23 protein-coding genes are annotated in these 25,788 nt (G+C 73.4%); 6 read left to right on the forward strand and 17 right to left on the reverse strand.

All coding sequences use genetic code 11. The annotated features are described in order from the left end of the window. Window positions 1–12: 12 nt before the first annotated feature. Both J5Y05_RS09920 and J5Y05_RS09925 read right to left on the reverse strand, forming a co-directional pair. Complete coding sequence (locus tag J5Y05_RS09920; protein ID WP_210870451.1) at window positions 13–981, reverse strand: acetylxylan esterase; 969 nt, start codon at window positions 979–981, stop codon at window positions 13–15. Window positions 982–1,115: 134 nt separating this feature from the next. Beyond that, the gene (locus J5Y05_RS09925) at window positions 1,116–1,697 is read right to left on the reverse strand and encodes an Rv1733c family protein (protein WP_210870453.1); all 582 of its coding nucleotides are present in this window, start codon (window positions 1,695–1,697) and stop codon (window positions 1,116–1,118) included. Between the two features lie 422 nt (window positions 1,698–2,119). On the opposite strand from J5Y05_RS09925, the gene J5Y05_RS09930 reads away from it, so the two are divergent. Next, window positions 2,120–2,932 (forward strand): putative protein N(5)-glutamine methyltransferase, encoded by an 813-nt coding sequence (locus tag J5Y05_RS09930; RefSeq protein ID WP_210870455.1) that lies wholly within the window; start codon window positions 2,120–2,122, stop codon window positions 2,930–2,932. Window positions 2,933–2,956: 24 nt separating this feature from the next. Here the strand turns inward: J5Y05_RS09930 and J5Y05_RS09935 are convergent, their stop codons facing one another. Next, a complete protein-coding gene (locus tag J5Y05_RS09935) occupies window positions 2,957–4,981 on the reverse strand; it encodes a SpoIIE family protein phosphatase (RefSeq protein ID WP_210871421.1) in 2,025 nt (674 codons plus the stop codon). 307 nt (window positions 4,982–5,288) lie between these two features. Between J5Y05_RS09935 and J5Y05_RS09940 the strand changes: the two genes are divergently transcribed. The 4 genes from J5Y05_RS09940 to J5Y05_RS09955 all read left to right on the forward strand — a co-directional run bounded on the left by J5Y05_RS09940 (window position 5,289) and on the right by J5Y05_RS09955 (window position 9,464). After that, on the forward strand, window positions 5,289–6,173 hold the full coding sequence (locus J5Y05_RS09940; RefSeq protein ID WP_210870456.1) for a hypothetical protein: 885 nt from the start codon (window positions 5,289–5,291) through the stop codon (window positions 6,171–6,173). A 145-nt stretch (window positions 6,174–6,318) separates the two neighbouring features. Continuing rightward, complete coding sequence (locus J5Y05_RS09945) at window positions 6,319–6,690, forward strand: hypothetical protein (protein WP_210870458.1); 372 nt, start codon at window positions 6,319–6,321, stop codon at window positions 6,688–6,690. A gap of 109 nt (window positions 6,691–6,799) precedes the next feature. Then, complete coding sequence (locus J5Y05_RS09950) at window positions 6,800–8,815, forward strand: NADPH-dependent 2,4-dienoyl-CoA reductase (protein ID WP_210870460.1); 2,016 nt, start codon at window positions 6,800–6,802, stop codon at window positions 8,813–8,815. A gap of 43 nt (window positions 8,816–8,858) precedes the next feature. Next, complete coding sequence (locus tag J5Y05_RS09955; protein ID WP_210870462.1) at window positions 8,859–9,464, forward strand: PadR family transcriptional regulator; 606 nt, start codon at window positions 8,859–8,861, stop codon at window positions 9,462–9,464. A gap of 28 nt (window positions 9,465–9,492) precedes the next feature. Here J5Y05_RS09955 and J5Y05_RS09960 read toward each other — a convergent pair whose 3' ends face one another. Continuing rightward, on the reverse strand, window positions 9,493–10,056 hold the full coding sequence (locus J5Y05_RS09960; RefSeq protein ID WP_210870464.1) for a hypothetical protein: 564 nt from the start codon (window positions 10,054–10,056) through the stop codon (window positions 9,493–9,495). A 159-nt stretch (window positions 10,057–10,215) separates the two neighbouring features. Continuing rightward, on the reverse strand, window positions 10,216–11,247 hold the full coding sequence (locus J5Y05_RS09965) for a fibronectin type III domain-containing protein (RefSeq protein WP_210870466.1): 1,032 nt from the start codon (window positions 11,245–11,247) through the stop codon (window positions 10,216–10,218). Window positions 11,248–11,623: 376 nt separating this feature from the next. On the opposite strand from J5Y05_RS09965, the gene J5Y05_RS09970 reads away from it, so the two are divergent. Beyond that, window positions 11,624–12,475: a glycoside hydrolase family 75 protein gene (locus J5Y05_RS09970; RefSeq protein ID WP_210870468.1), complete on the forward strand. Its 852-nt coding sequence runs from the start codon at window positions 11,624–11,626 to the stop codon at window positions 12,473–12,475. 16 nt (window positions 12,476–12,491) lie between these two features. On the opposite strand, the gene J5Y05_RS09975 is transcribed toward J5Y05_RS09970, so the two are convergent. From J5Y05_RS09975 to J5Y05_RS10030, 12 genes are all read right to left on the reverse strand, one after another. Further along, window positions 12,492–12,902, reverse strand: a complete 411-nt coding sequence (locus J5Y05_RS09975; RefSeq protein ID WP_210870470.1) for a PTS-dependent dihydroxyacetone kinase phosphotransferase subunit DhaM — start codon at window positions 12,900–12,902, stop codon at window positions 12,492–12,494. Continuing rightward, a complete protein-coding gene (dhaL, locus tag J5Y05_RS09980; protein ID WP_210870472.1) occupies window positions 12,895–13,494 on the reverse strand; it encodes a dihydroxyacetone kinase subunit DhaL in 600 nt (199 codons plus the stop codon). Before dhaL ends, J5Y05_RS09975 begins: the two co-directional genes overlap by 8 nt. A gap of 50 nt (window positions 13,495–13,544) precedes the next feature. After that, a complete protein-coding gene (gene dhaK / locus J5Y05_RS09985) occupies window positions 13,545–14,537 on the reverse strand; it encodes a dihydroxyacetone kinase subunit DhaK (protein WP_210870474.1) in 993 nt (330 codons plus the stop codon). 450 nt (window positions 14,538–14,987) lie between these two features. Then, the gene (locus J5Y05_RS09990) at window positions 14,988–16,163 is read right to left on the reverse strand and encodes an LLM class flavin-dependent oxidoreductase (RefSeq protein ID WP_210870476.1); all 1,176 of its coding nucleotides are present in this window, start codon (window positions 16,161–16,163) and stop codon (window positions 14,988–14,990) included. 117 nt (window positions 16,164–16,280) lie between these two features. Next, on the reverse strand, window positions 16,281–17,768 hold the full coding sequence (locus tag J5Y05_RS09995; RefSeq protein ID WP_210870478.1) for an aldehyde dehydrogenase: 1,488 nt from the start codon (window positions 17,766–17,768) through the stop codon (window positions 16,281–16,283). A 204-nt stretch (window positions 17,769–17,972) separates the two neighbouring features. Further along, window positions 17,973–18,941 (reverse strand): AraC family transcriptional regulator, encoded by a 969-nt coding sequence (locus tag J5Y05_RS10000; protein ID WP_210870480.1) that lies wholly within the window; start codon window positions 18,939–18,941, stop codon window positions 17,973–17,975. Between the two features lie 283 nt (window positions 18,942–19,224). Further along, window positions 19,225–19,692, reverse strand: a complete 468-nt coding sequence (locus J5Y05_RS10005; protein ID WP_210870482.1) for an NUDIX domain-containing protein — start codon at window positions 19,690–19,692, stop codon at window positions 19,225–19,227. A 27-nt stretch (window positions 19,693–19,719) separates the two neighbouring features. After that, on the reverse strand, window positions 19,720–22,083 hold the full coding sequence (locus J5Y05_RS10010) for a thiamine pyrophosphate-binding protein (RefSeq protein ID WP_210870484.1): 2,364 nt from the start codon (window positions 22,081–22,083) through the stop codon (window positions 19,720–19,722). 34 nt (window positions 22,084–22,117) lie between these two features. Further along, window positions 22,118–23,458, reverse strand: coding sequence for a CaiB/BaiF CoA transferase family protein (locus J5Y05_RS10015; protein ID WP_210870486.1), 1,341 nt, complete (start codon window positions 23,456–23,458; stop codon window positions 22,118–22,120). Window positions 23,459–23,507: 49 nt separating this feature from the next. Beyond that, the gene (locus J5Y05_RS10020) at window positions 23,508–24,479 is read right to left on the reverse strand and encodes a hydroxymethylglutaryl-CoA lyase (protein ID WP_210870488.1); all 972 of its coding nucleotides are present in this window, start codon (window positions 24,477–24,479) and stop codon (window positions 23,508–23,510) included. A gap of 68 nt (window positions 24,480–24,547) precedes the next feature. After that, entirely contained in the window at window positions 24,548–25,126 is a 579-nt protein-coding gene (locus J5Y05_RS10025) for a flavodoxin family protein (protein ID WP_210870489.1), read from the reverse strand. Next, on the reverse strand, window positions 25,126–25,659 hold the full coding sequence (locus J5Y05_RS10030) for a flavin reductase family protein (RefSeq protein ID WP_247614425.1): 534 nt from the start codon (window positions 25,657–25,659) through the stop codon (window positions 25,126–25,128). The genes J5Y05_RS10025 and J5Y05_RS10030 overlap by 1 nt, the downstream gene beginning before the upstream one ends. Window positions 25,660–25,788: the final 129 nt, after the last annotated feature.

The raw sequence follows: 25,788 nt of genomic DNA on the forward strand, positions 1-25,788 counted from the left end.
GCGCCCCCGGCGTCAGGCGTGCGCGCCGAGCCAGCGCAGCCGGGCGGCCTCCTGGTAGGGGCCGCCGCCCTCGTGGTCGTTGAACTCGTACACCTCGATCGCCTTGTCGTCGTGCGCCCAGGCGTTGAACGCCGCGAAGACCGTCGACGGCGGGCAGGTCTGGTCCTCCAGGGCCGCCGAGAAGAGGGCCGGGGCCCGGCCGCGCGCGGCGAAGTGCACGCCGTCGAAGTAGGACAGCGTCCGCAGCGCGACCTCGCGGTGCCCGCGGTGCGTGCGCAGGTACAGCCCGATCTCGCGGTAGGGGTGCCGGTCGGTGAGCGTGACGGCGCGGGGGAAGTCGCAGAGGAAGGGCACGTCCGGCGCGACCGCCGCCAGGTCCGGCACCAGTCCGCCGACCGCGAGGGCGATGCCGCCGCCCTGGCTGGTGCCGAGCGCCGCCGTCCGCGCGGCGTCGGCCAGCGGGTGGGAGCGGGCCGCCTCGACGGCGCGCACGGCGTCGGTGAAGACGCGGCGGTAGTAGTAGTGCTCCGGCGCGTCGATGCCCCGGGTCAGGAAGCCCGGTTGGGCGGGCGCCGCGCCGACCGGGTCCGGCGTGTGGCCCCCGCCGCCCCAGGCGCTGCCCTGGCCGCGGGTGTCCATCACGAAGTGCGCCCGGCCCGAGGAGGCCCACAGCAGGTGCTCGTGGGGCAGCCCGCGACCGCCTCCGTAGCCGACGAACTCGACGACCAGGGGGAGCGGCCCCGTCGCGGCGGCGGGCAGCGTCAGCCAGCCCTTCACCGGGTGCCCGCCGAACCCGGCGAACGTCACGTCGTACACCCGCACCGTGGCCAGGCCCGTGTCGACCGGCACGAAGCGGGCGTCCAGATCGTGTTCCCGGGCCTCCTGGAGGGTCTTGCTCCAGAAGGCGTCGAAGTCGTCCGGTTCCACCGACGTGCTGCGGTGGGCGCGCAGTTCGCCGGGCGGCAGGTCGAACAGGGCCATCGAGGACCGCCTTTGCGGGAGGGGGCGAGCACGGGCGGTCACACGGTAGGGGAGGGGCCGCCGGAGCCGCCAGACGCCCGCCCGGCCCCCCCGGGACCGGTCGGGCGTCCTTGCGGAAGCGGCGGTACGTGCCCTCAGGCGCGGCGGTGGCTCCACCGGGGTTCCGTGCGCTCCCACTCGCGTTCCCAGCCGGTCAGCCGGTGCCGCTGGAGCAGCCGGTACGCGCCCCCGTGCATCAGCAGGACGGTCAGCCCGGCCCCGAGCGTGGTGCAGGTGCCCACGGTCACCGTGTGCTGCCAGACCGCCGTGTCGTCCGTGGGCGGCGCCACGGTCCGGCCCTTCCCGTCCAGCCACAGGCCGATCACGTCGCCCTGCCGGGTGCCGGAGGGGACCTCGGTCCCGGCGGTCCGCGTGCCGCCGTCCGGGGCGTGCCAGCGCACGGTCGCCCGGGAGGCGTGCCCGTCGGTCTGCTCCGAGGGGAGGCTGCTCGGATCGGTACGGACCACGGTGGCCGTGACCCGGTGCCGCTGGGCCCGCTGCACGGCGGCGACCTGCTCCGCCTGGTCGTGGGCGCGCGCCGCCGCGTACACGCCGACGAGGGGGACCCCGATGAACAACAGGAGGGCGACGATGAGCACCGTCCACGCCTCGACCACATCCGACCGGCGCCGCAGCGGATTGCGCCGCCAGCGCCAGCCGCGCACCCGGGTTCGCATGTCGACCTCCTCGCGTTCGTCACGACCGGAGGGCCGGACGGACGGCCGCAGGGGGCGGGCCGTCGCCGTCGCCGTCTCCGTATCGCGCCCACGCGTGCGAATGCCCGCACAGGTCTCGTGCCCCGGCCGGCGGCCTTCGCCCACCCCGGGGCACCGCGCTTGCGCGCCACCGCCCAGGTGCCCGGCACACCCCCGGGGAAACACGCCCCGAGGAGGGAAGACGGCCCTTCCGCGCGGCGTGCGGGCCGGGGGCGCTGCGGTAAGGTGTGCGACGGCCGCGGAGCGTCCCGGCCGCCGTGACGAGGGAGGTGGGACCGATCACCGCTGCACCGTCCCGGGTGCTCTCCCGCACCGGCACCGCGGTCCCGGCCGCGCTCTGACCGCGAGAGCGCCCTTCGGTCTCCGAAAGGCTCTCCGCCCGCATGACCGCCTCCTCCGCGCCACCGCCCCCGCCGCCCACCGCCACCCCCTCCCGTGACGCCGTCGCGGCCGTCCTGCGCGCCGCCGGCTGCGTCTTCGCCGAGGACGAGGCGGACCTCCTCCTCGCCGCCGCCCGCACCCCGGACGAGCTGAGCGCCCTCGTCGGACGCCGGGCCCGGGGAGTGCCCCTCGAACTCGTCCTCGGCTGGGCCCGCTTCCACGGGCTGCGCGTCGCCGTCGCCCCCGGCGTCTTCGTCCCCCGGCGCCGCACCGAGCACCTCGTCGACCAGGCCCTCGCCCACAACCCCGGCGCCGCCGTCGTGGTGGACCTGTGCTGCGGCTCGGGTGCCGTCGGCGCCGCCCTCGCCGCCGCCCTGGACCGGCCCGAGGTGCACGCCGCCGACATCGACCCCGCCGCGGCGCGCTGCGCCCGCGGCAACCTCGCCGCCCACGGCGGCCGGGTGCACACCGGGGACCTCTTCGACGCGCTCCCCGCCGCACTGCGCGGCCGGGTCGACCTCCTGACGGCCAACGTGCCCTACGTGCCGACCGGCGAGATCCCCCTGCTGCCCGTCGAGGCCCGTGAGCACGAGCCGCCGGCCGCCCTCGACGGCGGCGCCGACGGGCTCGACGTCCTGCGCCGGGTCGCCGCCGGGGCCCGCGACTGGCTCGCCCCGGGCGGCGCCCTGCTCACCGAGACCGGCCGCGCTCAGGCGCCCGCCGCCCTCGACGCCCTCACCCGGGGCGGGCTCACGGCCCGGCTCGCCGTGAGCGAGGAACTCCACGCCCACGTGGCCGTCGGCGTACGCGACTGACCGGACCCGCCCCGCCCGCCGCCGTCACACCGGCGGCGTGGCGCGGGCGATCAGCAGGGCCACGTCGTCGGGGTTCTCCGGCTGGTGCAGGGTGCCCAGCAGCAGGTCGCAGACCTCCTCCAGCGGCCGGTCCGGCCCCTCCAGCAGGGTCAGCAGCGTGGCGAGCCGCAGGTCGAGGGAGTCCTGCCGGGTCTCGACGAGGCCGTCCGTGTAGAAGACCAGCCGGTCGCCGGGCACCACGTCGACCGTGGTGCTGGCGAAGCCGACGCCGCCCACGCCGAGCGGCACCCCCGTCGGCAGGTCCAGCAGCTCCGGGGCGCACCCGGCGCGCAGCCGGACCGGCGGCAGGTGCCCGGCGTTGGCGATCCGGCACTGGCGGCGGTGCGGGTCGTGGACCGCGTAGAGGCAGGTGGCGATGGCCTGGTCGAGGCCGGCCGCGGTCCGGTCGAGGTGTTCGAGCAGCAGCGCCGGGTCCAGGTTGAGCGCCGCCAGGGTGTTGGTCGCCGTCCGCAGCCGGCCCATGGACGCGGCGGCGGCGATGCCGCTGCCCATCACGTCCCCGACCACCAGCGCCGTCCGGCCGCCCTCCAGCGGGATCACGTCGAACCAGTCGCCGCCGACCTCGCTGGTGGACTCCGCCGGCTGGTAGCGCGAGGCCACCTCCAGCCCGCCCGTCACCGGCGGATGGCGCGGCAGCATGCTCCGCTGGAGGGTCAGCGCCGCGTCCCGGGCCCGCTGGTACCAGCGCGCGTTGTCGATCTGCACGGCGGCGCGGGAGGCCAGCTCCCGGGCGAGCAGCAGGTCGTCCTCGCCGAACGGCTGCGGATTGCCGATCCGTCTCAGGGCCAGGGCGCCCAGCACCTCCCCGTTCGCGATCAGCGGCACCGCCAGGTACGAGTGCACCCCGGTCGCGGGCAGCGCCCCGTCCGCCCCCGGGTCCCCGGCGACGTGGTCCGGGGCCGCCCACGACACCCGGGGCACCAGCACCGGCCGGGCCGTGCGGACGCACTGGGCGACCAACTGCTCGGGATGCCAGGGGGCGACGCCGCCCGACGGGTCCGCCGCCGGCAGCACCTCGGTACCGGCGTCCGCCCGGACGGCCAGGGTGCGCAGGACGGCGGGCTCGGCCGGGTCGAGCGCGGTGCGCCGGCCGTCGACCACCGCCTCCAGCAGGTCCACGGAGGCCAGGTCGGCCAGGCCCGCCGCGGCCACCGAGGCCAGCTCGTGCGCCGTGCGGTCCAGCTCCAGGGTGCTGCCGATCCGGGCGGTGGCGTCGGCGATCGTGGTCAGCCGGCGCCGCGCCGTCTCCGCCTCCACGCTCGCCCGGTACTGCGCGGTGACGTCGGTGATGGAGACGGCCACGCCGAGCACGGCGCCGAAGGTGTCCTCCAGCCGGTGCAGCGAGACCGACCAGGCGTGCTCCTCGTGCGGGTCGGCCGGGGTGTGCCCGCGCACGGACTGGTCCACCAGGGGCTCCCCGGTCTCCAGCACCCGGCGAACGGCCGCCTCCACCTCGTCGATGTTCACCAGCGGCAGCATCTCGCGCACCGTGCGTCCCAGGTGCTCCTCGGCCGGGATGCCGTTGATCCGCTCCAGGGCCGGGTTGACCGAGACGTACCGCAGGCCGGTGTCGAGCACGGCGAGACCGATCGGGGACTGCGAGATGACCCGGTCGGACAGGGCCATCTTCCGTTCCAGCCGGCGCACCGTGGTCCGGTCGACGGCGAGCCCGAGCCCGTAGACATTGCCCTCCTTGTCCAGCAGGCGGGCGTTGCGGAACTCCACGACCCGGGTGCTGCCGTCCTTGCGCCGGATCGGGAAGGTGCCCGCCCAGCCCTCGCCGGTGCGCATGACGTCCGCGAAGAGTTCCGCCGCCTGGTCGAGGTGGCGCTCGTGCACCATGAACCGGTCCGCCGGCTGCCCCAGCACCTCGTCCGCCCGGTAGCCGAAGAGGGACTCGGCCCACGGGCTCCACAGCACGATCCGTCCCTGGGTGTCCAGCACGACCGAGGCCACGTTGAGCACGTCCAGGAGCCCGCCGGGCTCCATCGGTCCGTGCAGCGCCGCCTCTTCCTCCGACTCGTCCGGACGGCTCATCCCGGGCTTCGCCTTCGCCGTTCCATCAGGCACGCCCTCCTGTCGACCACGCGTCCTGTCGCTCGTCCCGCCACGGGCACGCCACTTCGTGGCCCGCCCTGCCTCCAGCATCACCCGGCACGGCGCGGAGCGCCCTCGGGACGTGACGCGGAATCATCAGGGTTGGTCTGTACATGACCTCGCGGGGCGGCCACACTGTGCGCCGAGCGCGTACCCGACCGGCGGTACCGCCCGACCACCCCCCATGAGGAGCCCCGCCATGCCTCTGCGTGCCCGGCAACGTTGTCACGCCGCCCTGACCGGACTCGCGGCCCTCGCCACCGCCGCCGCCCTCTGCGTCGCGCAGCCCGCCTTCGCCGCCCCCGCCGCCGACGTCTGGAACGAGGTCGGCTCCGACCGCGCCGACCCGCTGACCGAGAGCCAGGGCCTGGCCTCCGTCGAGGTCCCCGCCGGCAGCCCCAACCGCTACACCGGCATCGGCACCATCCCCCTCGGCCTCGCCACCCGCGGCTGGAACCACGTCGGCGACCCCGACGCCTCCTACCAGGGCCACTACGTCGAGCCCTACCAGCGCGACGACGGCAACACGAAGATGTTCCGCCTCCAGACCCCCGACGGCCGCTGGTCGGAGTACGTGCACACGCTCGCCCCCGGCGAGGCGCGGAACAACTCCTGGGTCGCCATCTCGCCGGACAGCCAGTGGATGCTGGCCGGCGAGTGGGGCACGATGGACCGCCTGCTGGTCTTCCCCACCCCGGGCGCCAACCCGGCCACCTCGCCCTCCGCCGACCTGCCGCGGGTCGCCACCGTCCGCCTCGACCGGCCCGTCCGCGACGTCCAGGGCTGCGACTTCTCGGACGCGACGACCCTGCTGTGCTCCTCGGACGATCCCGAGGGCAGCCTCTTCGGCATGACCAAGCCGCTGCTCCAGGTCGACCTGTCCGCCGCGCCCACCGGCGCCGGGGACGTCACCGGCCGCGTCACCGCCCTGCGCCAGTTGCCGCTGCGCAGCGCCTGCTCCGGGAGTTTCGAGGCGGAGGGCATCGACTACGACCGGCGCACCGGCACCCTGCGCGTCATCGTGGTCTCCCCCGGCTTCTGCGTGCTGACCGACAGCAAGACGTACCGCTTCACCCGCGGCTGAGCCCGAGCGGCGGCCGGACCCGGCCGCCGGGCCGCCCGTGCCGCTGGTGTTCCCGTCCCCGTGGTGCTTTTCTGGTGATACGAGGGGGTCGCGGCGGCGCGGTGCGGTGGGAGGCCGGGCCGCGGTCACGAGAGGAGCGATCGCCATGGACGCCGTCCAAGCGCATCCCGAGTCCGTCTCCGTGGAGCTGAGCGGGTGCGGCGCGGAGGACGCCCGTACCGTCTTCGACGCCCTGTGCGCCTCCTACGCCTCCGACCGGCGCGCGGGCGAGACGCCCCGGGAGTACCACGCGGTGCGCCCGACCGTCTGGCTCGGCACCTTCGACGTGGCCGACGTCCACGAGGGCGAGCGCGGCCCCGTCCGGCTGCGGCGCTCCGTCGACGCGGACGTGCAGGGCGGCTACTGGGCCGTCGAGCGGGTCCGCGCCACGCTGGACTCCCTGTTCGCCGTGCGCGACCTGAGCACGGCCTCCGGCGACCAGGAGCGGGAACTGCACGTACGGCTCGAAACCCGCTGACGCGCGGGCCGTGTGAGGGCCGGTGTGGGCCACCCCCTTTTGCAACTAGTTGCAAAAGGGGGTGGCCGTCCTCTACAACAGAGGCACCACACCGCGCACGGAGGGCCCGATGAGCCGATACCCGCACCTGCTGAGCCCGCTGGACCTGGGCTTCACCACGCTGCCCAACCGGGTCCTGATGGGCTCCATGCACGTCGGCCTGGAGGAGGCCGAGCGCGGCTTCGAGCGCATGGCCGCCTTCTACGCCGCACGGGCACGCGGGGGAGCGGGACTCATCGTCACCGGCGGCATCGCCCCCAACGACGAGGGCCGGCCCTACGAAGGCGGCGCCAGACTCACCACCCCCCAGGAAGCGGAACGGCACCGCCTCGTCACCGGGGCCGTGCACCGCGAGGGCGGCCGGATCGCCCTCCAGATACTCCATTTCGGCCGCTACGCCTACCACGCCGACCTGGTCGCGCCGAGCCCCCTGAAGGCCCCGATCAGCCCGCACGTCCCCCGCGAGCTGACCGACGCCGAGGTCGAGCGGACCATCGGGGACTACGTCCGCAGCGCCCGCCTCGCCCGCGAGGCCGGCTACGACGGCGTCGAGATCATGGGCTCCGAGGGCTACCTCGTCAACGAGTTCCTCGTCGCCCGGACCAACCACCGCACCGACCGCTGGGGCGGCTCGTACGAGAACCGCATGCGCTTCCCCGTGGAGATCGTCCGCCGGGTCCGCGAGGCGGTCGGCGAGGACTTCATCCTGATCTACCGGCTCTCCATGCTCGACCTGGTCCCGGACGGCTCCACCCTCGACGAGGTGATCACGCTCGCCCGCGCGGTCGAGGCCGCCGGAGCCACCCTCATCAACACCGGCATCGGCTGGCACGAGGCCCGCGTCCCCACCATCGCCACCACCGTGCCGCGCGGCGCCTACACCTGGGTCACCGGGCGGCTGAGGGGCGAGGTCACCGTCCCCCTCGTCACGACCAACCGCATCAACACCCCCGAACTCGCCGAGCGGCTGCTCGCCGACGGCACCGCCGACATGGTGTCGATGGCCCGCCCCTTCCTCGCCGACCCGGACTTCGTCGCCAAGGCCGCCGCCGGCCGGCCCGAGGCGATCAACACCTGCATCGGCTGCAACCAGGCGTGCCTGGACCACACCTTCAGCGGCCGGATCACCTCCTGCCTGGTCAACCCGCGCGCCTGCCACGAGACGGAACTCGTGCTCTCCCCGGTCCGCCGGCGCCGGCACATCGCGGTCGTCGGCGCCGGACCGGCGGGACTGGCCTGCTCCGTCTCCGCCGCCGAACGCGGCCACCGGGTCACCCTCTTCGACTCCGCGAGCGAGGTCGGCGGACAGCTCAACGTGGCCCGCGTGGTCCCCGGCAAGCAGGAGTTCGACGAGACCCTGCGCTACTTCCGCACCCGCCTCGCCGAACTCGGCGTCGACGTCCGCCTGGACACCACCGTCACCGCCGACGACCTGGACGGCTACGGCGAGGTCGTGGTCGCCACCGGCGTCACCCCGCGCGTCCCCGACATCCCCGGTGTCGACCACCCGAGCGTCCTCGGCTACCTGGACGTCCTGCGCGACGGCGCCCCCGTCGGCGGCCGGGTCGCCGTCCTCGGCGCCGGCGGCATCGGCTTCGACGTGGCCGCCTACCTCACCGACGGCGGCGACCGGGCGCACGAGGACCCCGCCGCGTACTTCCGCCGCTGGGGCGTCGACACCGGCTACCGCGCCCGCGGCGGACTGGCCGCGCCCGAGCGGCCCGCGCCGCCGCGCACCGTCCACCTGCTCCAGCGCAAGCCCACCAAGGTCGGCGCCGGGCTCGGCACCACCACCGGCTGGGTCCACCGCACCGAACTGCGCCACCGCGGCGTCACCATGATCCCGGGCGTCACCTACGACCGCATCGACGACGCCGGACTGCACCTGACCGTCGACGGCCGCGGCACCGTGCTGGAGGTGGACACCATCGTGCTCTGCACCGGCCAGGAGCCCCGGCGCACGCTCCACGAGGAACTGCGCGCCCGGGGCCGCGCGGCGCACCTCGTCGGCGGCGCCGACGTGGCCGCCGAACTCGACGCCAAGCGCGCCGTGCGGCAGGGCACGGAAGTGGCGGCGACGCTCTGACGGGGCGGCGGGGGCGGCGGCAGCGGTCCCTAGGATGAGCCCCATGTCACTCCCGCACGCGATCCTCACCGCCCTGGTCGAAAAGCCGTCGTCCGGGCTGGAGCTGACCCGCCGTTTCGACCGGTCGATCGGTTACTTCTGGTCCGCGACGCACCAGCAGATCTACCGCGAGCTGGGCAAGCTGGAGGCGCGGGGCCTGATCCGCGCGCTGCCCGCCGAACAGCCCGCCCGCGGGCAGAAGAAGAGCTACGAGGTGCTGCCCGCGGGCCGCGCCGAACTGGCCCGCTGGACCGCCGAGCCCCAGGACCCCAGGCCCCTGCGGGACGCCATGCTGCTGCGGCTGCGGGCCGCCGCCGTCGTCGGCACCACCGGCGTCGAGGCCGACCTCAGGCGCCATCTGGAGCTGCACGCACGGCAGTTGGCCACGTACGAGGAGATCGAGCGGCGGGACTTCCCGCCCGGCAAGGACGGCGCCGAGGACCGGCTGCGCCATCTGGTGCTGCGGGCCGGCATCGACCTGGAGACCTTCTGGACGAGCTGGCTCCGCCACGCCCTCGCGGAATTCGCCGAACTGCCGGACGGCCGCCCCGCCGGTCCGCCCGCCGCCCCCGGCACCCCGCGCGGTACGACCCCTTCGCCGGAGGAGTGAGAGCAGGTCCCCGCCCCTTTCGGCACGCTCAGAACCGGTACGGCTTCGCCCGCCGGCGCAGGAACCAGGCGGCGGCGATGACCCCCGCGCCGACCAGCGCGCCGCCCGCCGCCAGGGTCGCCGTGCCGTAGTCCTTGACGGCGCCGCCCATCCCGCCCAGCACACCGCGCGGCGACGCCGACGCCGACGGCGCGGGCAGCGCGGAGGCGGAGACCGAGACCGAGGGCGAGGGCGACGGGGGCGGGGAGACGATGACGGTCTGGGTGCCGGCCGTGCTGTTGTTGGAGCACAGGACGACCACCGTGTACGTGCCCGGGGTGATGCCCGACCAGGCCGCCGACTGGCCCGACGCGGTCCCCGACAGCGCCACCTGGCGGCCCTGGGCGAAGTCCGTCTGCCCCTCGCCGAGCAGCGAGGCGGTGCCCCAACTGCCGTTGAGCTGGGCGCAGGCGGTGGTGGTGACCGACACGGTGGAGGCGGTGGTGCTCACGGTGATCCCCGGGCCCGCGGCGGCCGGGGAGGCCAGGGCGAGGGGCAGCGCCACGGCTGCCGCGGCCGGGCCGGAACGGAGAAGGGACGATGAGATGCGCATGTGGACTGCCCTCCGGCGGCACGGCGGCGGCACATCCCTGGCGCCGCCGAGGACGGGGAGCCCGTACCGCCTCAACGGAAGCCAACAGGGCGGCGGCCGGGCCCGCATGCCGAGCGCCACCGGCCAGGTGACGCGCCCTCGCCGCCGGTCGCGGGGAGGTCAGTCCCCCTTCTCGCCCGCCTGCTCGCCCGTCGTCACCGTGCGCTCCGCCGAGAAGCCGCCCCAGGTGCCGTCGGGCAGCTTGGCCCGCAGCCGCACCCGGTGCGTGACACCGGCCTCGGTGCCCGCGTAGAAGCTGTACTCGGCCTTCTCGCGCGGCGCGTCGCCGCCGTAGACGAGGGAGGTCGCCGTGCGCCCGTCGAGCTGGATCTCGTACTCGGTGATCACCCCGTCGGTCCGCGGCGGGACCCAGGAGAGGTCGATCTGGTACGCGCCGTCCTCCCGGTGCGTCGCGGCGCGCAGGCCGGTGGGGGCGGTGGCCCGGCCGTCGTCGGAGCCGGGGGTGGTCAGGCGGACGGGCGGGCTGTCGGGGGAGAGGTTGCCGGCGGCGTCGCGCGCCCGGACGGTGAACTCGTAGCGGGTGCCCGGCCGCAGCCCCGTGACGACGGTCGCCGTCTGGCCCCCGCCCACGCTGTGGATCTTCGTACCGCCCTGGTGGACGTCGTACGAGGTCACCCCCTGGTCGTCGGTGGCGGCGGACCAGGAGAGCTGGACCGCGCGGCTGCCCGCCGTGCGGCCCTCGGCCTTCTCCGGGCGGGTCGGCGGGGAGCCGTCCGCGGCGACGGCGGCGGGCGTGGTCGCCCGCACCTCCGCGCTGGGCGGGCCGAGCCTGCCGTCGGCGTCCCGCGCCCGTACCGAGAAGACGTAGCCGGTGGAGGGGGCGAGGCGGGTCACGTCGACCATCCGGTCGGAGGCCGGCACCTCCTTCACCTTGGTGGTGCCCTGGTACACCTCGTAGACCTCGGCGCCCTCGATCGCGTTCCACATGACGTGCACGCTGGTCGCGCTGCCGGCGTCGGCGGTGACGCCGGTCGGGGCCGCGGGGAGCCGGCCCCCGTCCTCGCCGGAGACGCCCCAGCCGCACGAGGTGACCAGGGCGAGGACGCCGCCGATCAGGACCGGCCGGAGCGCGGCGCGGCGGCGCGGCGCCGGGCCGGCGGACGGGACAGCGGGAACGGGGACGCCTCGCACGGTTCTGCCTCCCGGGCAGCCAGACGGGAATGGTCCGGACCAATATGACGGGGTGACGCGATCACATCAAGGGGGTCGCCGTTGGTGCCCACCCGGAAGGGTTACGTATGCTGAGGGAACTGACGGTCGAACTCCCGTGACGTGCGGGGGAGTTCGGCCGACGGCGCGGACCGCTGTCGTCGCACTCCCGCGCCGGCGCGGGCGGTCGGGCGGGCCGGGACCGAGACCGGCTCCGGCCCGTCCGCCCCCGTCCCGACCTCCACACTCCTCCCGGCATGTGCACCGTCTGGCCCTGTGGGGGTGACCACGCGGACGATTCCGGGGCACAGATGGGGCCGAGCGTTCGACCTTGTCCCCCAGGAGAGGCCCCCACGACGTGCGTGTCCACTCGCTGACGCTGATCGCGGCCGGCGCCGCCTTGCTCGCCCCCACGTCCGTCCCCGGCGCCTTCGCGGCGCCCCGGCCCGGCGGACCGCAGCCCCCGCACCCCACCGTGGCCGAGGCCGGACCCCGGCCGGAGAGGGACCCCCTGCGCCCCGGCCGCGGCGGACGCCAACGCCCCCCGGTCCCGCGCCCCGGCGCCGCGGGACCCGGCCCGGCGGCGAGAACGCCGGAGCCCGAGCAGCCGCGGGAGGACGAGGAGAGGGCCGTCACCGCCGCCGACCTGCTGGCCCGGGTACGCGCGTGCGACCCCGTCTCCCACGGCCACTACCGCAGCGACGCCGGCAGGCCCGCGGACATCCCGGTCTGCGGCACCCCGGAGGCCGTCTTCTGGAAGGCCGACCTGGACATCGACTGCGACGGCAGGCCCGGCGCCCGCTGCAACCTCGGCACCGACCCCGACTTCAGCCCCGCCACGGCCTACTCCGCCTCCGACGGCGGCCCGCTGGACGCCGAGACCCTGCCGTACATCGTCGTCCCCGAGCCCAGCGGCATCTGGGACCACCGCGAGCACGGCGTCCACGGCGGGTCCGTCGCCGCCGTCGTCCACGGCGACCGGGTGCGCTACGCCGTCGTCGGCGACATCGGCCCCCGCGACGTCATCGGCGAGGCGTCCTACGCCACCGCCGAGGGCCTCGGCATCCCGGCCGACCCGCGCTCGGGCGGGGCGGCCTCGGACGTCACGTACATCGTCTTCAAGGACAGCGAGGTCAGGCCCATCGAGGACCGGAGCGCGGCCGAGGAGGCGGGGGAGGAACTGGCCCGCAGGTTCGTGGCCGGCGGCTGACGGCCCCCGGGGCCGCCTATTCCTTCCGGTAGGCGTACGCCTCCGCCGCCGCGGCCTCCACGGCGGCGAGGTCGGCGCCGGTCGCGGCGGTGACCACGGCGGCCACCGCCCCCTCGACGAAGGGCGCGTCCACCAGACGCGTCCCGTCGGGCAGTTCGTCGCCCTCGGCGAGGAGCGCCTTGACCGTGAGGACCGCGCTGCCGAGATCGGCGAGGACCGCGACCCCCGCGCCCCGGTCGACGGAGGCGGCGGCGGCCGACACCAGCTCCGAACTGGTCCCGAACCCGCCTGCCGCGGTACCCCCCGCCGGCGCGATGGGCACGGACACGTCACCGCCCGCCAGCCCCTTCGCCAGGCCGGCCACCGACGCGGCCACCTCGGCACTGTGCGACACGAGGACTATGCCGACCAGCTTCCCGTCACTCACCGTCCGCCTCCTCCAGCGCGGCGACGATCAGCGCCGACGACGTCGCCCCCGGGTCCTGGTGCCCGACGCTGCGCTCGCCGAGATAGCTCGCCCGGCCCTTGCGGGCCAGCATCGGGGTGGTGGCGATGGCACCCTCGTCGGCGGCGTCCTTCGCCGCGGCGAAGGACGTGGAGAGGGCCTCCACCGCGGGCACCAGCGCGTCGACCATGGTCTTGTCGCCCGGCGCGGCCCCGCCGAGGGCCCGGACCGCGTCCACGCCCGCGCGCAGCGCCTCGGCCAGTTGCTCCTCGCTCACCTCGGCCGCGTCGCCCAGCGCCTTGCCGGTACGGCGCAGCAGCGTCCCGTACAGGGGCCCCGAGGCGCCGCCGACCGAGGAGATGAGCTGCCGCCCGGCCAGCGTCAGCACCGCGCCGGGGGTGGTGGGCGCCTCCCTCTCCAGCGCGGCGGTCACGGCCCGGAAACCGCGCTGGAGGTTGGTGCCGTGGTCGGCGTCGCCGATGGGCGAGTCGAGGGCGGTCAGCCGGTCCGCCTCACGTTCGACCGAGGCGGCGCAGGCCGTCATCCAGCGGCGGAAGAAGTCGGCGTCGAGCACGGGATCTCCTTGCCTCTCGGGTGGGGCTGCCAGGGACGCGCCGTCCGCGCTCACATGCCCCACCTCAGGCCGGGCGTGCTCACCGGCGCGTCCCACAGGGAGAGCAGCTCCTCGTCGACCTGGCACAGGGTGACCGAGGCGCCCGCCATGTCGAGCGAGGTCACGTAGTTGCCGACGAGGGTGCGGGCGACGGCCACGCCACGCGCGGCGAGGACTCGCTGCACCTCGGCGTTGAAGCCGTACAGCTCCAGCAGCGGTGTCGCGCCCATGCCGTTGACCAGCACGAGCACCGGGTTGCGGGGCGGCAGGTCGGTGAGGAGGGCGTCGACGGCGAAGTCGGCGATCTCGCCCGAGGTCATCATCGGCCGCCGTTCCCGGCCCGGCTCGCCGTGGATGCCGATGCCGAGTTCCAGCTCGCCCGGCGGCAGGTCGAAGGTGGGGCTGCCCTTGGCGGGGGTGGTGCAGGCGGCCAGCGCCACCCCGAAGCTGCGGGAGTTCTCGTCGACCCGGCGGGCGACGGCCTCCACCTGCTCCAGCGGCCGGCCCTCCTCCGCCGCCGCGCCCGCGATCTTCTCCACGAACAGGGTGGCCCCCGTGCCGCGCCGGCCGGCCGTGTAGAGGCTGTCGGTCACCGCCACGTCGTCGTCGACGAGCACCTTGGCGACGCTGATCCCCTCGTCCTCGGCCAGCTCGGCGGCCATGTCGAAGTTGAGCACGTCCCCGGTGTAGTTCTTCACCACGAACAGCACCCCGGCGCCGCTGTCCACGGCCGCCGCGGCCCGCGCCATCTGGTCGGGCACCGGCGAGGTGAACACCTCCCCGGGACAGGCGGCCGACAGCATCCCGGGCCCCACGAAACCGCCGTGCAGCGGCTCGTGCCCGGAACCGCCGCCGGAGACCAGCGCGACCTTTCCGGCCACGGGCGCGTCCCGGCGGAGGATCACCCGGTTCTCGACGTCCACGGTCAGCTCGGGATGGGCCGCCGCCATACCCCGCAGGGCGTCCGCGACCACGGTCTCGGCGACGTTGATGAGCATCTTCATGAGTACCTCCTGGCGATCGGAACAGGGTGGCCGCGACCTGTGTCCTCACTGGTCAGGACAGGTGACGGCGGGTGTTGATCTCGGCGGTTCACGACGGTCGGACGCGGTGCCCGACGGCACCGACACCGGTCTCACGCGGACGATTCGGCGGTCATCGGGCAACCCGGACGGGCGGACACGGTAAATCCGGAGCACTCCTTCCAGCAGTATCGGCCTTGCGGCACCGACGGTCACCTGTGACGGCCGCACAGGTGAACGGGAAACGGCGGCCCCCCGCCTTCACCGGCCCTTCCTCCCGGCCGGTCGAGGGGGTCCGGGGGGCGCGTGGGCACGCGGACGACGGGGGGCGTGGGCACGGGGACGAGGGGGGACGGACGGCGGGCTCAGCCGCCGCCCCGTACGCCGGTGGCCGTGTCCGGCACCGGCACGACCACCTGCCGACCGCCGCGGCTAGTGCCGGATGCCCGCTTCGACCATGAGGGGCAGGACCTCGTCCCTGAACATCGGGAGTTCCTGGTCGGGGTCGATCAGGCCCATGATCATGCCGCCCATGCCGGCCTCGTTGAGCTCCTTCATGCCCTGGACGACCTGCTCGGGGGTGCCGACCAGCGGGTAGCCGCCCCAGCCGGCGATGAAGCGCTCCGACATCTCCCTGGCGTGGTCGAACGACTGGCTCGCCCCGGACAGCGCGATCTTGATGACGTTGCCCGCGGCTCCCCAGTCGCCCTCGTCGACGACCTGCTGGAAGGCCGCCTTCGCCTCCTTCTCGGTGTCGCGGACGACCACCAGGCCGTAGGTCATCACGTCGATGGCACGCCGGTACTCGTCGCGCGCCTTGTTGCGGACGGTCTCGGTGTAGGTCTTGATGTTCTCCAGCGTGTCGAGGCTCGCGAAGTTGATGTCGACGTTGCGGGCCGAGTAGTCGATGCCGGCGGGCGAGTTGCCCGCGTTCAGCAGCACCGGGTTCGGGCTCTGGTGCGGCTTCGGGTAGGACTCCACGTCCCGGCCCTGGAAGTACGCTCCGTCGACGTCGAAGCTGCCCTGCTCGGACCACAGGCGCATCGCGTACTCGATCCACTCCTGTCCGAACGCGTACCGCTCGTCGTGCTGACGCTGCTCGCCGCCGAACATCTCCATCTCCGGCGGAACCCACCCCATGACCAGGTTGAGGGCGAACCGGCCACCGGAGATCCGGTCGATCGTGGTCGCCGCCTTGGCCGCCACGATGGGGTGCACGGTCGGCAGGTGCGAGGTCGCCGCGATCGCGATGTTCTCGGTGGCCTCGGCGAGGCCGGCGGCCCAGGTGTAGGTCTCGAAGCAGTTGCCGTTGAAGTTCGTCGAGCCGCCGAAGCCCTTCCAGCGCGCGACGGGCACCATGACCTCCAGGCCCATCCGGTCGGCCTGCCGGGCGATGGACTTCGTGTGCTCCCAGGTGATCTCGTACGACGAGGGCGCGTGGGACATGATCAGGCCGTAGGAGCAGTTGGTGCCGAACAGGCCGAGCTTCATCGGCTGGTCGTTGAGGAGCGGGTTGGTCTCCCGGCGGTCCTGGACCGGCCGGGTCTCGCTGTCGGGACGCGGGTCGGTGGCGGCGAGTCCGAGCCTCTCGTTCGCGCTGAGCGTCATGTCGTTCTCCTTGGTTCTCCGGTTCGCCCCGCACGCGGGAAGTCGTGCTCGGGCGGGAATGGGCACAGGCGCGGCCCGCAGGGACGGGAGCGCGGGGCAAGGGGGGGGAGGGCGGGATCAGCCCATCGTGAAGGGATCGCGGGACCCGCCGGTCAGCTCGACCAGGACGGACTTGTTCTCCAGGTACTCGTCGACCGCGTCGGTCCCGTTCTCGCGGCCGATGCCGGAGAGTCCGAAGCCACCGAAGGGCATGTTCGGCGTGACGACCCGGTAGGCGTTGATCCAGATCGTGCCGGCGCGTACGGCGGCGGCCACCCGGTGCGCCCGGTGCACGTCCTTGGTCCACACGGCACCCGCCAGGCCGTACGGCGTGTCGTTGGCCAGGGCGACGGCCTCGTCCTCGTCGGTGAAGGTGTAGGCGGCCAGGACCGGGCCGAACACCTCCTCGCGCACGATCGTCTTCTCGGGGTCGGCGAGCACCACGGTCGGCCGGATGAACAGGCCGCCGAGGTCGGCGTTGGGTTCGCCGCCGCAGGCGATGGTCGCCCCCTCGGCCTTCGCGCCCGCGAGGAAACCGAGGACCTTCTCGTACTGGGGACGGTTGGCCACCGGCCCCATCTCGGTCCCGGCCTCCGTGGGATCGCCCTGCTTGATGGCGTTGGCGCGCTCGACGACCTTGGCGACCAGTTCGTCCTTGACCGACTCGTGCACGATGAGCCGGGACCCGGCCATGCACGTCTGCCCGGTAGCGGCGAACACGCCGGCGATGACGCCGTTGGCCGCGGCGTCCAGGTCGGCGTCGGGGAAGACGATCTGCGGTGACTTCCCGCCCAGCTCCAGGGTCACCTTGTTGATGTTCGCCACCGCCGCCTGTGCCACCTTCGCACCGGTCGCGGTCGAGCCGGTGAACGCGACCTTGTCGACGCCCTGGTGCGCCGCGAGGGCCTCGCCGGTGGAGCGGTCCCAGCCGGTGACGACGTTCAGGACCCCGGGGGGCAGGCCGGCTTCGGTGAGGATCTGGGCGAACGCGACCGTCGAGGCGGGCGAGTGCTCGGACGGTTTCACCACACAGGTGCACCCCGCCGCGAGGAGCGGCGCGAGCTTGAACGTCAGAAGCAGCAGGGGGCTGTTCCACGGGGTGATGGCGCCGACCACCCCCACGGGCTGCCGGAGCGTGTAGCCGAAGTAGGTCTGGGGGTTCAGGGCCGGGACGGTCTTGCCCTCCAGCTTGTCGGCGAGCCCGGCGTAGTACGTGTACCAGGTGCCGAGGCCCTTGAGCTGGCCGATCATCTCGCGCATGAGCTTGCCGGAGTCGCGCACCTCCAGCAGTGCGAGCCGTTCGGCGTTCGCGCTGATGGCGTCGGCGATGTTCCGCATGACGGCGGCGCGCTCGAAACCGCTCTTCGCGCCCCACTCGCCTTCGAACGCGGCCCGCGCGGCCCGCACGGCGATGTCGATGTCCTCCGGGCCGCCGTCGGCGATCGTCGCCCACGGCTGTCCGGTATAGGGATTGAGTGAGGCGAAGGTCTTTCCGGAGACGGCGTCGACGGTCTCGCCATTGATGAAAAGCTTGAACGTCTCGTATGCGGAGGAGGGGGGAGCCATGTCGTTCGGTCTCCTCGGGAGTGAGTCGGGATGTCGCTGACTTCACACCGAACGCTAGGAACGGCGGCGCCGGGCTCCTATCCCTTCGCTGACGTATAAGGGCCATTCAGCGCAGGGTTGACGGATACGCGGCCGATATCGCCGGTGCGCGAGCATGACGAAGTGCGCCCGGCCCAAGGGCCGGGCGCACAGGAACGCGGGGTGTCAGCGCTGGAGTGTGACGGAAGGCAGTTCGTTGAACTGGTCCCGGTACTGCTGGGCGAACCGCGACTGGTGGAAGAACCCCCACCGCATGGCCACGTCCGCCACCCGGGTCTTCTGCGGGTCACTGCGCAGCAATTCGGCTCGGGCCTTGCTCAGCCGGATACGGCGTACGTACGCCATGGGGGACTCGCCGAGCTGCTCCTGGAAAGCGGCGTGGAGGGTGCGGACGCTGACGCAGCCGACGCGCGCGAGGACCTCCGGGGTGATCTCGCCGTTCGCGTGCTCCTCGATGTAGGAGACCACGGTGGACAGCCGGCCCAGGCGGCGCACGTCCTCGTTCCCGGAGAGCGCGTCACTGAATTGGTGCCTGCCCGCGTGCAGCAGCGAGGTGAGGACATACGCCTCGAGTTGTTCACGCGCGAGCGGCATCTCCGCCAGGCCGGCGGGTTTGTCGAGTTCGGTCGCGAGGAACTGCACCGCCCTCAGCAGGGCACGGCCGGAACTGGTGGTCAGGTCGAGGCCGAAATCGAAGTCGACGACCTCGGTGACCGGCTTGCCGATCAGGTCCGAGAGATGTGATTCGAGGCTGGTCCTCGGAATCTTCAGGATGAGCTGCTCCGCCTCGGGGGTCCAGGACACCCTGTTCGTCTGGACCGGGGAGAGCACCACCCCGCGCCGGCCGCCCACCGTGACCTCACGGCCGCCGTCACTGCGGGACGCCTTCGTCTCACCGACGATGGTGAGGTTGACGTGATAGCAGTGCTCGGTCGCCGGCATGGTGAGTTCGGCTTCGGCCTGATAGGTCAGGTAGCCCAATGTCATGTGCCGGTCGGTGAGGGCGTTCAGGCGCATGTTCATCGCGTCCTGGGGGCCGACCAGATCGTGAGGCAGGTAGATCTTGGTGACCGCCTCGCGGGCCTCTTCCAGGCTCTGCGTTTTGATCACCGAGGCAGAGGCCAGATATTCCATGGCAACCCCTTCGGGGCACATCAGCTACGTGATGAGTGCCGCAAGCGTAGATGCGCGGTGATGCCCCACGCAGCCGCCGGCGGAGAGCGACTATCCGCTCTGTGCGGATTCTGGCGAAAGACGGGCAAATGTCAAAGGCCACGGTCATACCGAATGGCGACGGCGACGGCGACGGCGACGACAATGGCGGATGGCGATGGCGTGACGATCCCTGTCGGGATGGTTGACCAGGACTCCCGCCCTTTCTCCGGCGGCGCTCCCCGCCAGTCCTGCCAGGCCGCCCTCAGGGCGCCTGGCAGGACTCCTCGAAGGCCGCGAGGACCTCCCGCAGCCAGCCCACCTGGCCGGAGAAACGCGGCACGTCGCACGGCCGGACCCATCGGTGGGCGACGTGCTCCCAGTTCAGCCTGACGCGCCTGCGGGTGGTGTTCGCGTGGAAGGTGTGCACGCTCCACGGGAGGCCGTCGTGCGCGTCCGGGAGCCGCAGCGTCGGACCGGCCTCGAAGGCGTCCATGTCCGCGAACCGCAGCCCGGTCTCCTCCCAGACCTCCTGGACCGCCTGCCGGTAGGGGCCGGTGCCGGCGTCGACGTAGCCGCTTATGCAGTGCCACTTCCCGGCGTCGTGGCCGACGGCCCCGCTCCTCTTGAACAGCCCCACACGGCCACGCCAGGTCAGGACGACGGCGACGATCTCCCGTCCGGCGGGCACCGCGGCCCGCGGGGGGCCGGCTTCGTCCGGCGATACCGACATTGTGTGGTCCTCCGCATCGGTGGCGTGCTACCGGCCGAGAAGGGTCAGCGCCGCGTCGATGATCGCGTCGGTCCCGATGCCGTGCAGTGCGTACGCGTCGGTCAGGTCCGAGGACTGCCCGAACTCGCTCACCCCCAGACACCGGATGCGGTCACCCCGTGCCCCCGCGAGGTAGGACAGCGTGTGCGGGTGGCCGTCCAGGACGGTGACCAGAGGCGCCGGACGGAGCGGGGGGAAGAGCTCGTCGATGATGTCCGACCCGCCACCGGCCGTGCGGGCCCCACGCTGCTGGAACGAGCGGAAGACCAGGTCGGGGCTGGTGAGGCAGACGACCCCGGCGCCGACGCCCAGGCCCGCCAGGGCGTCGGCCGCCGCGATCACCTCCGGCATCATCGCCCCGACACCGACCAGGGTGATCTGCTCGTCCGCCGGGCTCGGGGACGGGAGGCGGTAGCCGCCGGCGACCGCCTGGAGGCGTCGCCGCTCCCTCAGCGCCGGGTCCTGCGGGACCTGGGCGAGGGCGGGGTCGACGGGGCGGGTCGAGAGCCGGAAGTAGGCCGACGTGCCGCCGGGGACGCCGACCCGGTTCATCGCGTGCAGGAAGCACCATTCCAGGTCCTGGGCGAAGGCCGGTTCCCAGGCGACGCAGGACGGCTGCTCCAGACCGATCGACGGTGTCGTGACGGACTGGTGGGCGCCGCCCTCGGGAGCCAGGGTCACTCCGGACGGGGTCCCGACCAGGATCGACTGGCCGCCCGCGTAGATGCCGTAGCTCCAGGGTTCCAGGGCCCGGGAGACGAACGGGTCGTACAGGGTCGCGATGGGAATGAGCCGCCGGCCCCACCGGGACCACGTCGCGCCCAGCTCACCGGCGAGCGACACCAGGTTGACCTCGGCGATCCCGAGCTGGATGTGCTGCCCGTTGGGGACCTCCGACCACCGCAGGACGCGCTCGGCGTCATCGGCGAACCAGTCGAACCGTTCGGTGACCGACCACACGCCGGTCTTGTTGATCCAGCCACCGAGGTTCGTCGAGGAGGCGACGTCGGGACTGCACGTCACCACCCGGGCGGCGGTTTCCGGGGCATCCCGGACCAGATCGGCCAGGAGCCGGCCGAGCGCGGCCTGGGTCGAGGCGGGCTTGCGGTGCGGATGCCCGAGCGACGCCGGAACCGAGAGGGGCGCGGACGGCGCGTACGGAGTCCGCCGCAGCAGCTCACCGCGGCGGGAACACCACTCGGCCGCCGCCGTGCCGGGCTCGAACACGCGCCACGGGTCTTCGAGGCCGGCCCCGCAGGACTGTGCCAGCGACCGCATCTGCGCCTCGGTCAGGAGCGCGGAGTGGTTGTTCGGGTGGCCCTCGGTCGGCAGCCCGCGTCCCTTGACGGTGTAGGCGAACACGACCGTGGGCCGGTGCGCGTCGACCGCGTCGAAGGTGTCGACCAGGAGCCCGAGGTCGTGCCCGCCGAGGTCCCTCACCGCCGCGGTGAGCTGATCCGCGGTCAGCGAGTCCAGCAGTGCCGTCAGTTCCGCCGAGCCCGTCTCTCCGACGATGCGCTCGGCGATCTCCGAGGAGTCGGCCCGGAGCATCCGCTGATACTCCTCGTTCGGCATCCCCTCCAGACGGCTCCGCAGTTCCTCGCCACCCGGGCGGGCGAACAGCTCACCGATGACGCGCCCCCACTTCAGGACGACGACCTGCCAGCCGGCGGCGGTGAACATGCCCTGGAGCCGCTCGATCTGCATGTCGGGCACGATCCGGTCCAGCGACTGCCGGTTCAGGTCGACGACCCACAGCAGCTCGCCCAATTTCGCCACCTGCGGGTCCGCCACCGCCTCCCAGATGGCGCCTTCGTCGAGTTCGGCGTCGCCGAGCAGGCTCACGAAGCGGCCCGCGGGGGGTGTGTCGGGGAACTGGGAGGCGAGGTAGCGGTGCGAGACGGCCGCCCACAGGGCCGCCGTCGCGCCGATGCCGACCGACCCGGTGGAGAAGTCGACCGTGTCGGGGTCCTTGGTGCGTGACGGGTAGGACTGGAGGCCCCCCTTCGCCCGGAGCGTCGTCAGGTACTTCGGGTCCAGGTCGCCCAGGAGATAGTTGATCGCGTGCAGGACGGGCGACGCGTGCGGTTTGACCGACACCCGGTCCAGACTGGTCAGGTGGTGGAACCACAGGGCGACCATGATGTCGACCATCGACGCGGAGGACGCCTGGTGCCCGCCGACCTTGATGCCGGTCCTGTTCGGGCGCCCGCGATTGGCGGCGTCGACGATGGCGGCCGAAAGCCAGAGCACGCGCCGGGAGATGTCACGCAGGGTGCCGACATCACCGCCGCCCTCGGAGCGGTCCGGCGTGTTCGTGGACGGAGGGGTGGCTCGGGAGATCTGTGTCATGGGTGCGCTCCATCTCGGTGAGGGGCGTACGGGGTCAGGTGCGCGTGGACCGGGCACGGCGGTCGGCCGAGTCGCTCCGTGCGGCATCTTGCACGGCGCCGTCGCCGAGTTCGGCCATCGCCTCCAGACACGCCCGGCAGCCGCACGGGCGTGCGAGAAGCTCGGAGAGCACCTCGTGCGTGTGTTCGCCGAGGTCCGGGCCCGGACGGGAGACCGGGACGGACCGGTGGTCCAGCACCGGCACGATCCCCGGGAACATCACGTCGCGCACTTCCCCGCCGACGTCGACCGGCAGTGTCTGCACCATGCCGCGGGCCGCGAACTGCTCGTCGTCGACGATGTCCTTGGCGGTGTAGATCGGTCCGGCGGGCACCCCGGCCGCGGCCAGGACGGCCAGCACCTCGTCACGGGGACGCCGGCTGGTCCACGCCTCGATGGCACGGTCGAGTTCGTCGCGTCGGGCCCAGCGTCCGTCGTTGGTCGCCAGACCCGGGTCGTCGCGCAGGTCGGGGCGGCCGATGGCCTCCATGTAGCGGACGAAGATGGCGTCGCCGTTGCCCGCGATGACGACGGAGTCGCCGCCGGAACAGACGTAGGCGTTCGACGGAGCGATGCCCTGCACCCGGCCGCCCGTGCGCTCCCGGAGGACACCGTGGGCGGAGTAGTCGGGGACGAGGGACTCCATCATCGAGAAGACCGCCTCGTGGAGCGCGACGTCGACGTGCCGTTCGACGGGCGTCCAGGGCCGGCGGCCCCGCTGCTTGCGGTTGCCGCGGTCCAGCAGCGACATGACGACCCCGAACGCCGCGTAGAGGCCGGCGATGGAGTCACCGATGGACACGCCGGCACGCGAGGGCGGCCGGTCGCTGTCGCCGACGAGTTCCCGCAGCCCGCCGAATGCCTCCGCGACGGCGGCGAACCCGGGCCGGGGGGCGAGCGGGCCGGTCTGACCGTAGGCGGAGACGCGTGCCACGACCAGCTCGGGGTTGGCCGCGGTGAGCGCCTGCGGGGTCAGTCCCCACGTGTCGAGGGTGCCGGGGCGGAAGTTCTCGATCAGGACGTCGGAACAGGAGACCAGTTCGAGGACCGAGACGCGGCCGTCGTCCGTCCGCAGGTCGAGCTCGACCGACTTCTTGTTCCGGTTGATGGTGCGGTACAGCATCGAGGTGTCGCCCGCGAACAGGCGCCAGTTCCGGAGTTCGTCACCGGTGCGGGGCCGCTCGATCTTGATGACCTCGGCGCCGAAGTCGGCCAGCAGGCGACCCGCGGTGGGGGCGGCGATGAAGTTGCCGAGTTCGATGACACGGAAGCCTGCCAGCGGCAGCGTGTCGGCCGAGGTGTGGGGACGGTGTGGTGTCTTGCCTGCCGAGCTCATTCTCGGTGCCTTCCTTGTCGGTCGCGGGAGGGTCGGGGATGACGCCGCGTCAGTCCTCGGTGGTGGACCCGTCGCCCGCCCGGGTGGCCGGGGTGAAGTCGCCCGCCCGGACGAGCAGACCCTGCGGCGGGCTGCCGAGCCGGTCGCCGAGCCAGGACCCGACCCGGGCGAGGCCCTCCAGGTCGGGGACGCCGGGACCGAGCAGGGGCACGCCTTCTCCGCGCAGGAGGTAGGCGAGATCCTCGGTGGCGATATTTCCGGTGGCGGCGGGCGCGAACGGGCAGCCGCCGAACCCGCCGACCGAAGCGTCCAGGGCGACGACTCTGCCCGGGACCGCCCCGCCGGCCGGACCGAGGCGAGCGGCTGCGACGGCGTTCGCATAGCCGGTGTTGCGCGTGTTGTGGAAGTGGAAACGGAGCTTGCGGATACGCGCGTCGGTGGCCGCGAGCGCGGCCAGCGCACGAACCTGGCGGGGGACGCCGACGCCGATGGTGTCGGCGAACGCGATCTCGTCCGGCCGGCTCTCGGCCGCCCGCGCCAGCACCCTTTCGACCTGGTCGACGGAGACCGGCCCGGAGAACGGACACCCGAACGCCACCGCGAGGGTCAGGCTCACCCGCATACCGGCGTCACGGGCGACCTGCGACGCGGCGGACGCGTGGTCGAGCATCGCCTCGACGGTGAGGTTCTGGTTCCGCAGGCAGAAGGCGTCGGTCACGGGGACGACGATGTTGACCTCGGTGCACGACGTCCGTGCGGCCCGCTCGGCACCACGTCGGTTGAGGACCAGACCGATGTAGGACACCTCGGGGTCCCGCGGCACCTTCGCCATGACCTCCTCGGCCCCGGCCATCTGCGGAACGCGGTCGGGCCGCACGAAGCTGACCGCCTCGATGCGCCGGGCACCTCGGGCGACCAGACGCGTGATGAGGTCGACCCGGGTGTCGACGTCGAGCGGCTTCCTCTCGTTCTGGAGGCCGTCGCGGGGACCGACCTCGACGAGTTCGACTTTCGTGGTCATGTACGCGTTCTCCCTGCTGGTTCGAGGACGGCCGGGCCGGGAGTTCCCGGCGCCGACGGCGTCACTGGTCACACGAGCGGCTTGAGCAGGGCGATGTTCCCGCTCGCCCGGCACGCGGCCGCCAGATCCACGAGAGCGCGTCCGTGCAGGACGGCCGTTCCGGCCGCGTCCGGGGTCAGTGACGCGTCCGGGCCGAAGGCGCTCCGAGTGAGGAACAGTGACGGTGAGAGCACCTGGACGGCGTAGAAGGAGGCGAGGGTGGCCCGCAGTCTCTCCGTCGCCAGGAAGTGCTCGGGGGCCGCGCCGGTCATCACCACGGCGGTCGCCTTGCCCCGCAGGGGAGCCCGGGTCTCGAACCGCGCGCCGCGCTCGACGCCTTCCAGGAACGAGGCGAGCAGGGACGTGTGGGTGGCGCGGTAGGTGGGGGAGGCGAACACGACGGCGTCGGCCTCCTCGATCGCCTCCCGGGCGCCGGCGAACCCGTCGGCCGCGCCGTCACGCAGGTCCACGAGGGTGCAGACGGCCCCGGCGTCGCGGCACCCGTCCAGAACGGCGTCGACCGCGGCTGCCGTCGAGCCGCTCCCGTGCGGACTGGCCAGGACCGCGGTGACCTTGAGCGCTCCGCCGGTCTGCTCCGCGCCGCTCATCAGGACGCTCGCCAGTCCGCGCGCGGATAGGCCCCGCGGTAGTAGAGCAGCGGGTTCCGCTCGATGTCGTGGCCGAGCGCGGTGACCTCGCCGAGGACGACCGTGTGGTCGCCTCCGTCGTACTCGCGCCACATGGTGCACTCCACCCAGGCGCTGACACCCCCGAGGAGGGGAGATCCGTTGGGTGACGGTGTCCAGTCGATCCCGGCGAACTTGTCGCTCCCGGACCGGGCGAACCGGTTGGACAGGTCGGCGTGGTCGTCGGCCAGGACGTTGACGGCGAACCGGCCGACCTCACGGATGCGGGGCCAGGTCGTGGAGGTCCGGGCCGGGCTGACGGAGATCAGCGGCGGGTCGAACGAAAGCGACACGAAGGACTGGCAGGTGAAGCCCAGGGGCGTGCCGTCGAGCCGGTCGTCCAGTGCGGTGACGACGACGACGCCCGAGCAGAACGCGCCCATCGTGGCGCGCAGGACCTCGGGGGTGATCGCGTCGGCGGCTGCCTGCGTCGGTGGGGTGGTGAGGCTGGTCATGCCGTACAGCGTCATCCACATCGCACCGGCGACATATCCGGTCACAGCACTCTCGGATCCGGTCTGTGCACAGTGCCCGGCACACCGTGGGCGCCTCACGCGAGGCCGGGTACCACCGCCGGCCCGTCG

Origin of the sequence: Streptomyces tagetis (assembly GCF_018069565.1) — a bacterium.
Lineage (GTDB): Bacteria > Actinomycetota > Actinomycetes > Streptomycetales > Streptomycetaceae > Streptomyces > Streptomyces tagetis.

What these genes read in the sequence shown, in the direction of transcription:
- J5Y05_RS09995 (WP_210870478.1), bottom strand. Translation starts at nt 17,768, where the DNA reads ATGGCTCCCCCCTCCTCCGCATACGAGACGTTCAAGCTTTTCATCAAT.
- J5Y05_RS10005 (WP_210870482.1), bottom strand. Translation starts at nt 19,692, where the DNA reads ATGTCGGTATCGCCGGACGAAGCCGGCCCCCCGCGGGCCGCGGTGCCC.
- J5Y05_RS09940 (WP_210870456.1), top strand. Translation starts at nt 5,289, where the DNA reads ATGCCTCTGCGTGCCCGGCAACGTTGTCACGCCGCCCTGACCGGACTC.
- J5Y05_RS09930 (WP_210870455.1), top strand. Translation starts at nt 2,120, where the DNA reads ATGACCGCCTCCTCCGCGCCACCGCCCCCGCCGCCCACCGCCACCCCC.
- J5Y05_RS10015 (WP_210870486.1), bottom strand. Translation starts at nt 23,458, where the DNA reads ATGAGCTCGGCAGGCAAGACACCACACCGTCCCCACACCTCGGCCGAC.
- J5Y05_RS09920 (WP_210870451.1), bottom strand. Translation starts at nt 981, where the DNA reads ATGGCCCTGTTCGACCTGCCGCCCGGCGAACTGCGCGCCCACCGCAGC.
- J5Y05_RS09990 (WP_210870476.1), bottom strand. Translation starts at nt 16,163, where the DNA reads ATGACGCTCAGCGCGAACGAGAGGCTCGGACTCGCCGCCACCGACCCG.
- J5Y05_RS10030 (WP_247614425.1), bottom strand. Translation starts at nt 25,659, where the DNA reads ATGACCAGCCTCACCACCCCACCGACGCAGGCAGCCGCCGACGCGATC.
- J5Y05_RS09960 (WP_210870464.1), bottom strand. Translation starts at nt 10,056, where the DNA reads ATGCGCATCTCATCGTCCCTTCTCCGTTCCGGCCCGGCCGCGGCAGCC.
- J5Y05_RS09955 (WP_210870462.1), top strand. Translation starts at nt 8,859, where the DNA reads ATGTCACTCCCGCACGCGATCCTCACCGCCCTGGTCGAAAAGCCGTCG.
- J5Y05_RS10000 (WP_210870480.1), bottom strand. Translation starts at nt 18,941, where the DNA reads ATGGAATATCTGGCCTCTGCCTCGGTGATCAAAACGCAGAGCCTGGAA.
- dhaK (WP_210870474.1), bottom strand. Translation starts at nt 14,537, where the DNA reads ATGAAGATGCTCATCAACGTCGCCGAGACCGTGGTCGCGGACGCCCTG.
- J5Y05_RS09925 (WP_210870453.1), bottom strand. Translation starts at nt 1,697, where the DNA reads ATGCGAACCCGGGTGCGCGGCTGGCGCTGGCGGCGCAATCCGCTGCGG.
- J5Y05_RS10025 (WP_210870489.1), bottom strand. Translation starts at nt 25,126, where the DNA reads ATGAGCGGCGCGGAGCAGACCGGCGGAGCGCTCAAGGTCACCGCGGTC.
- J5Y05_RS09945 (WP_210870458.1), top strand. Translation starts at nt 6,319, where the DNA reads ATGGACGCCGTCCAAGCGCATCCCGAGTCCGTCTCCGTGGAGCTGAGC.
- J5Y05_RS10020 (WP_210870488.1), bottom strand. Translation starts at nt 24,479, where the DNA reads ATGACCACGAAAGTCGAACTCGTCGAGGTCGGTCCCCGCGACGGCCTC.
- J5Y05_RS10010 (WP_210870484.1), bottom strand. Translation starts at nt 22,083, where the DNA reads ATGACACAGATCTCCCGAGCCACCCCTCCGTCCACGAACACGCCGGAC.
- J5Y05_RS09950 (WP_210870460.1), top strand. Translation starts at nt 6,800, where the DNA reads ATGAGCCGATACCCGCACCTGCTGAGCCCGCTGGACCTGGGCTTCACC.
- J5Y05_RS09935 (WP_210871421.1), bottom strand. Translation starts at nt 4,981, where the DNA reads ATGGAGCCCGGCGGGCTCCTGGACGTGCTCAACGTGGCCTCGGTCGTG.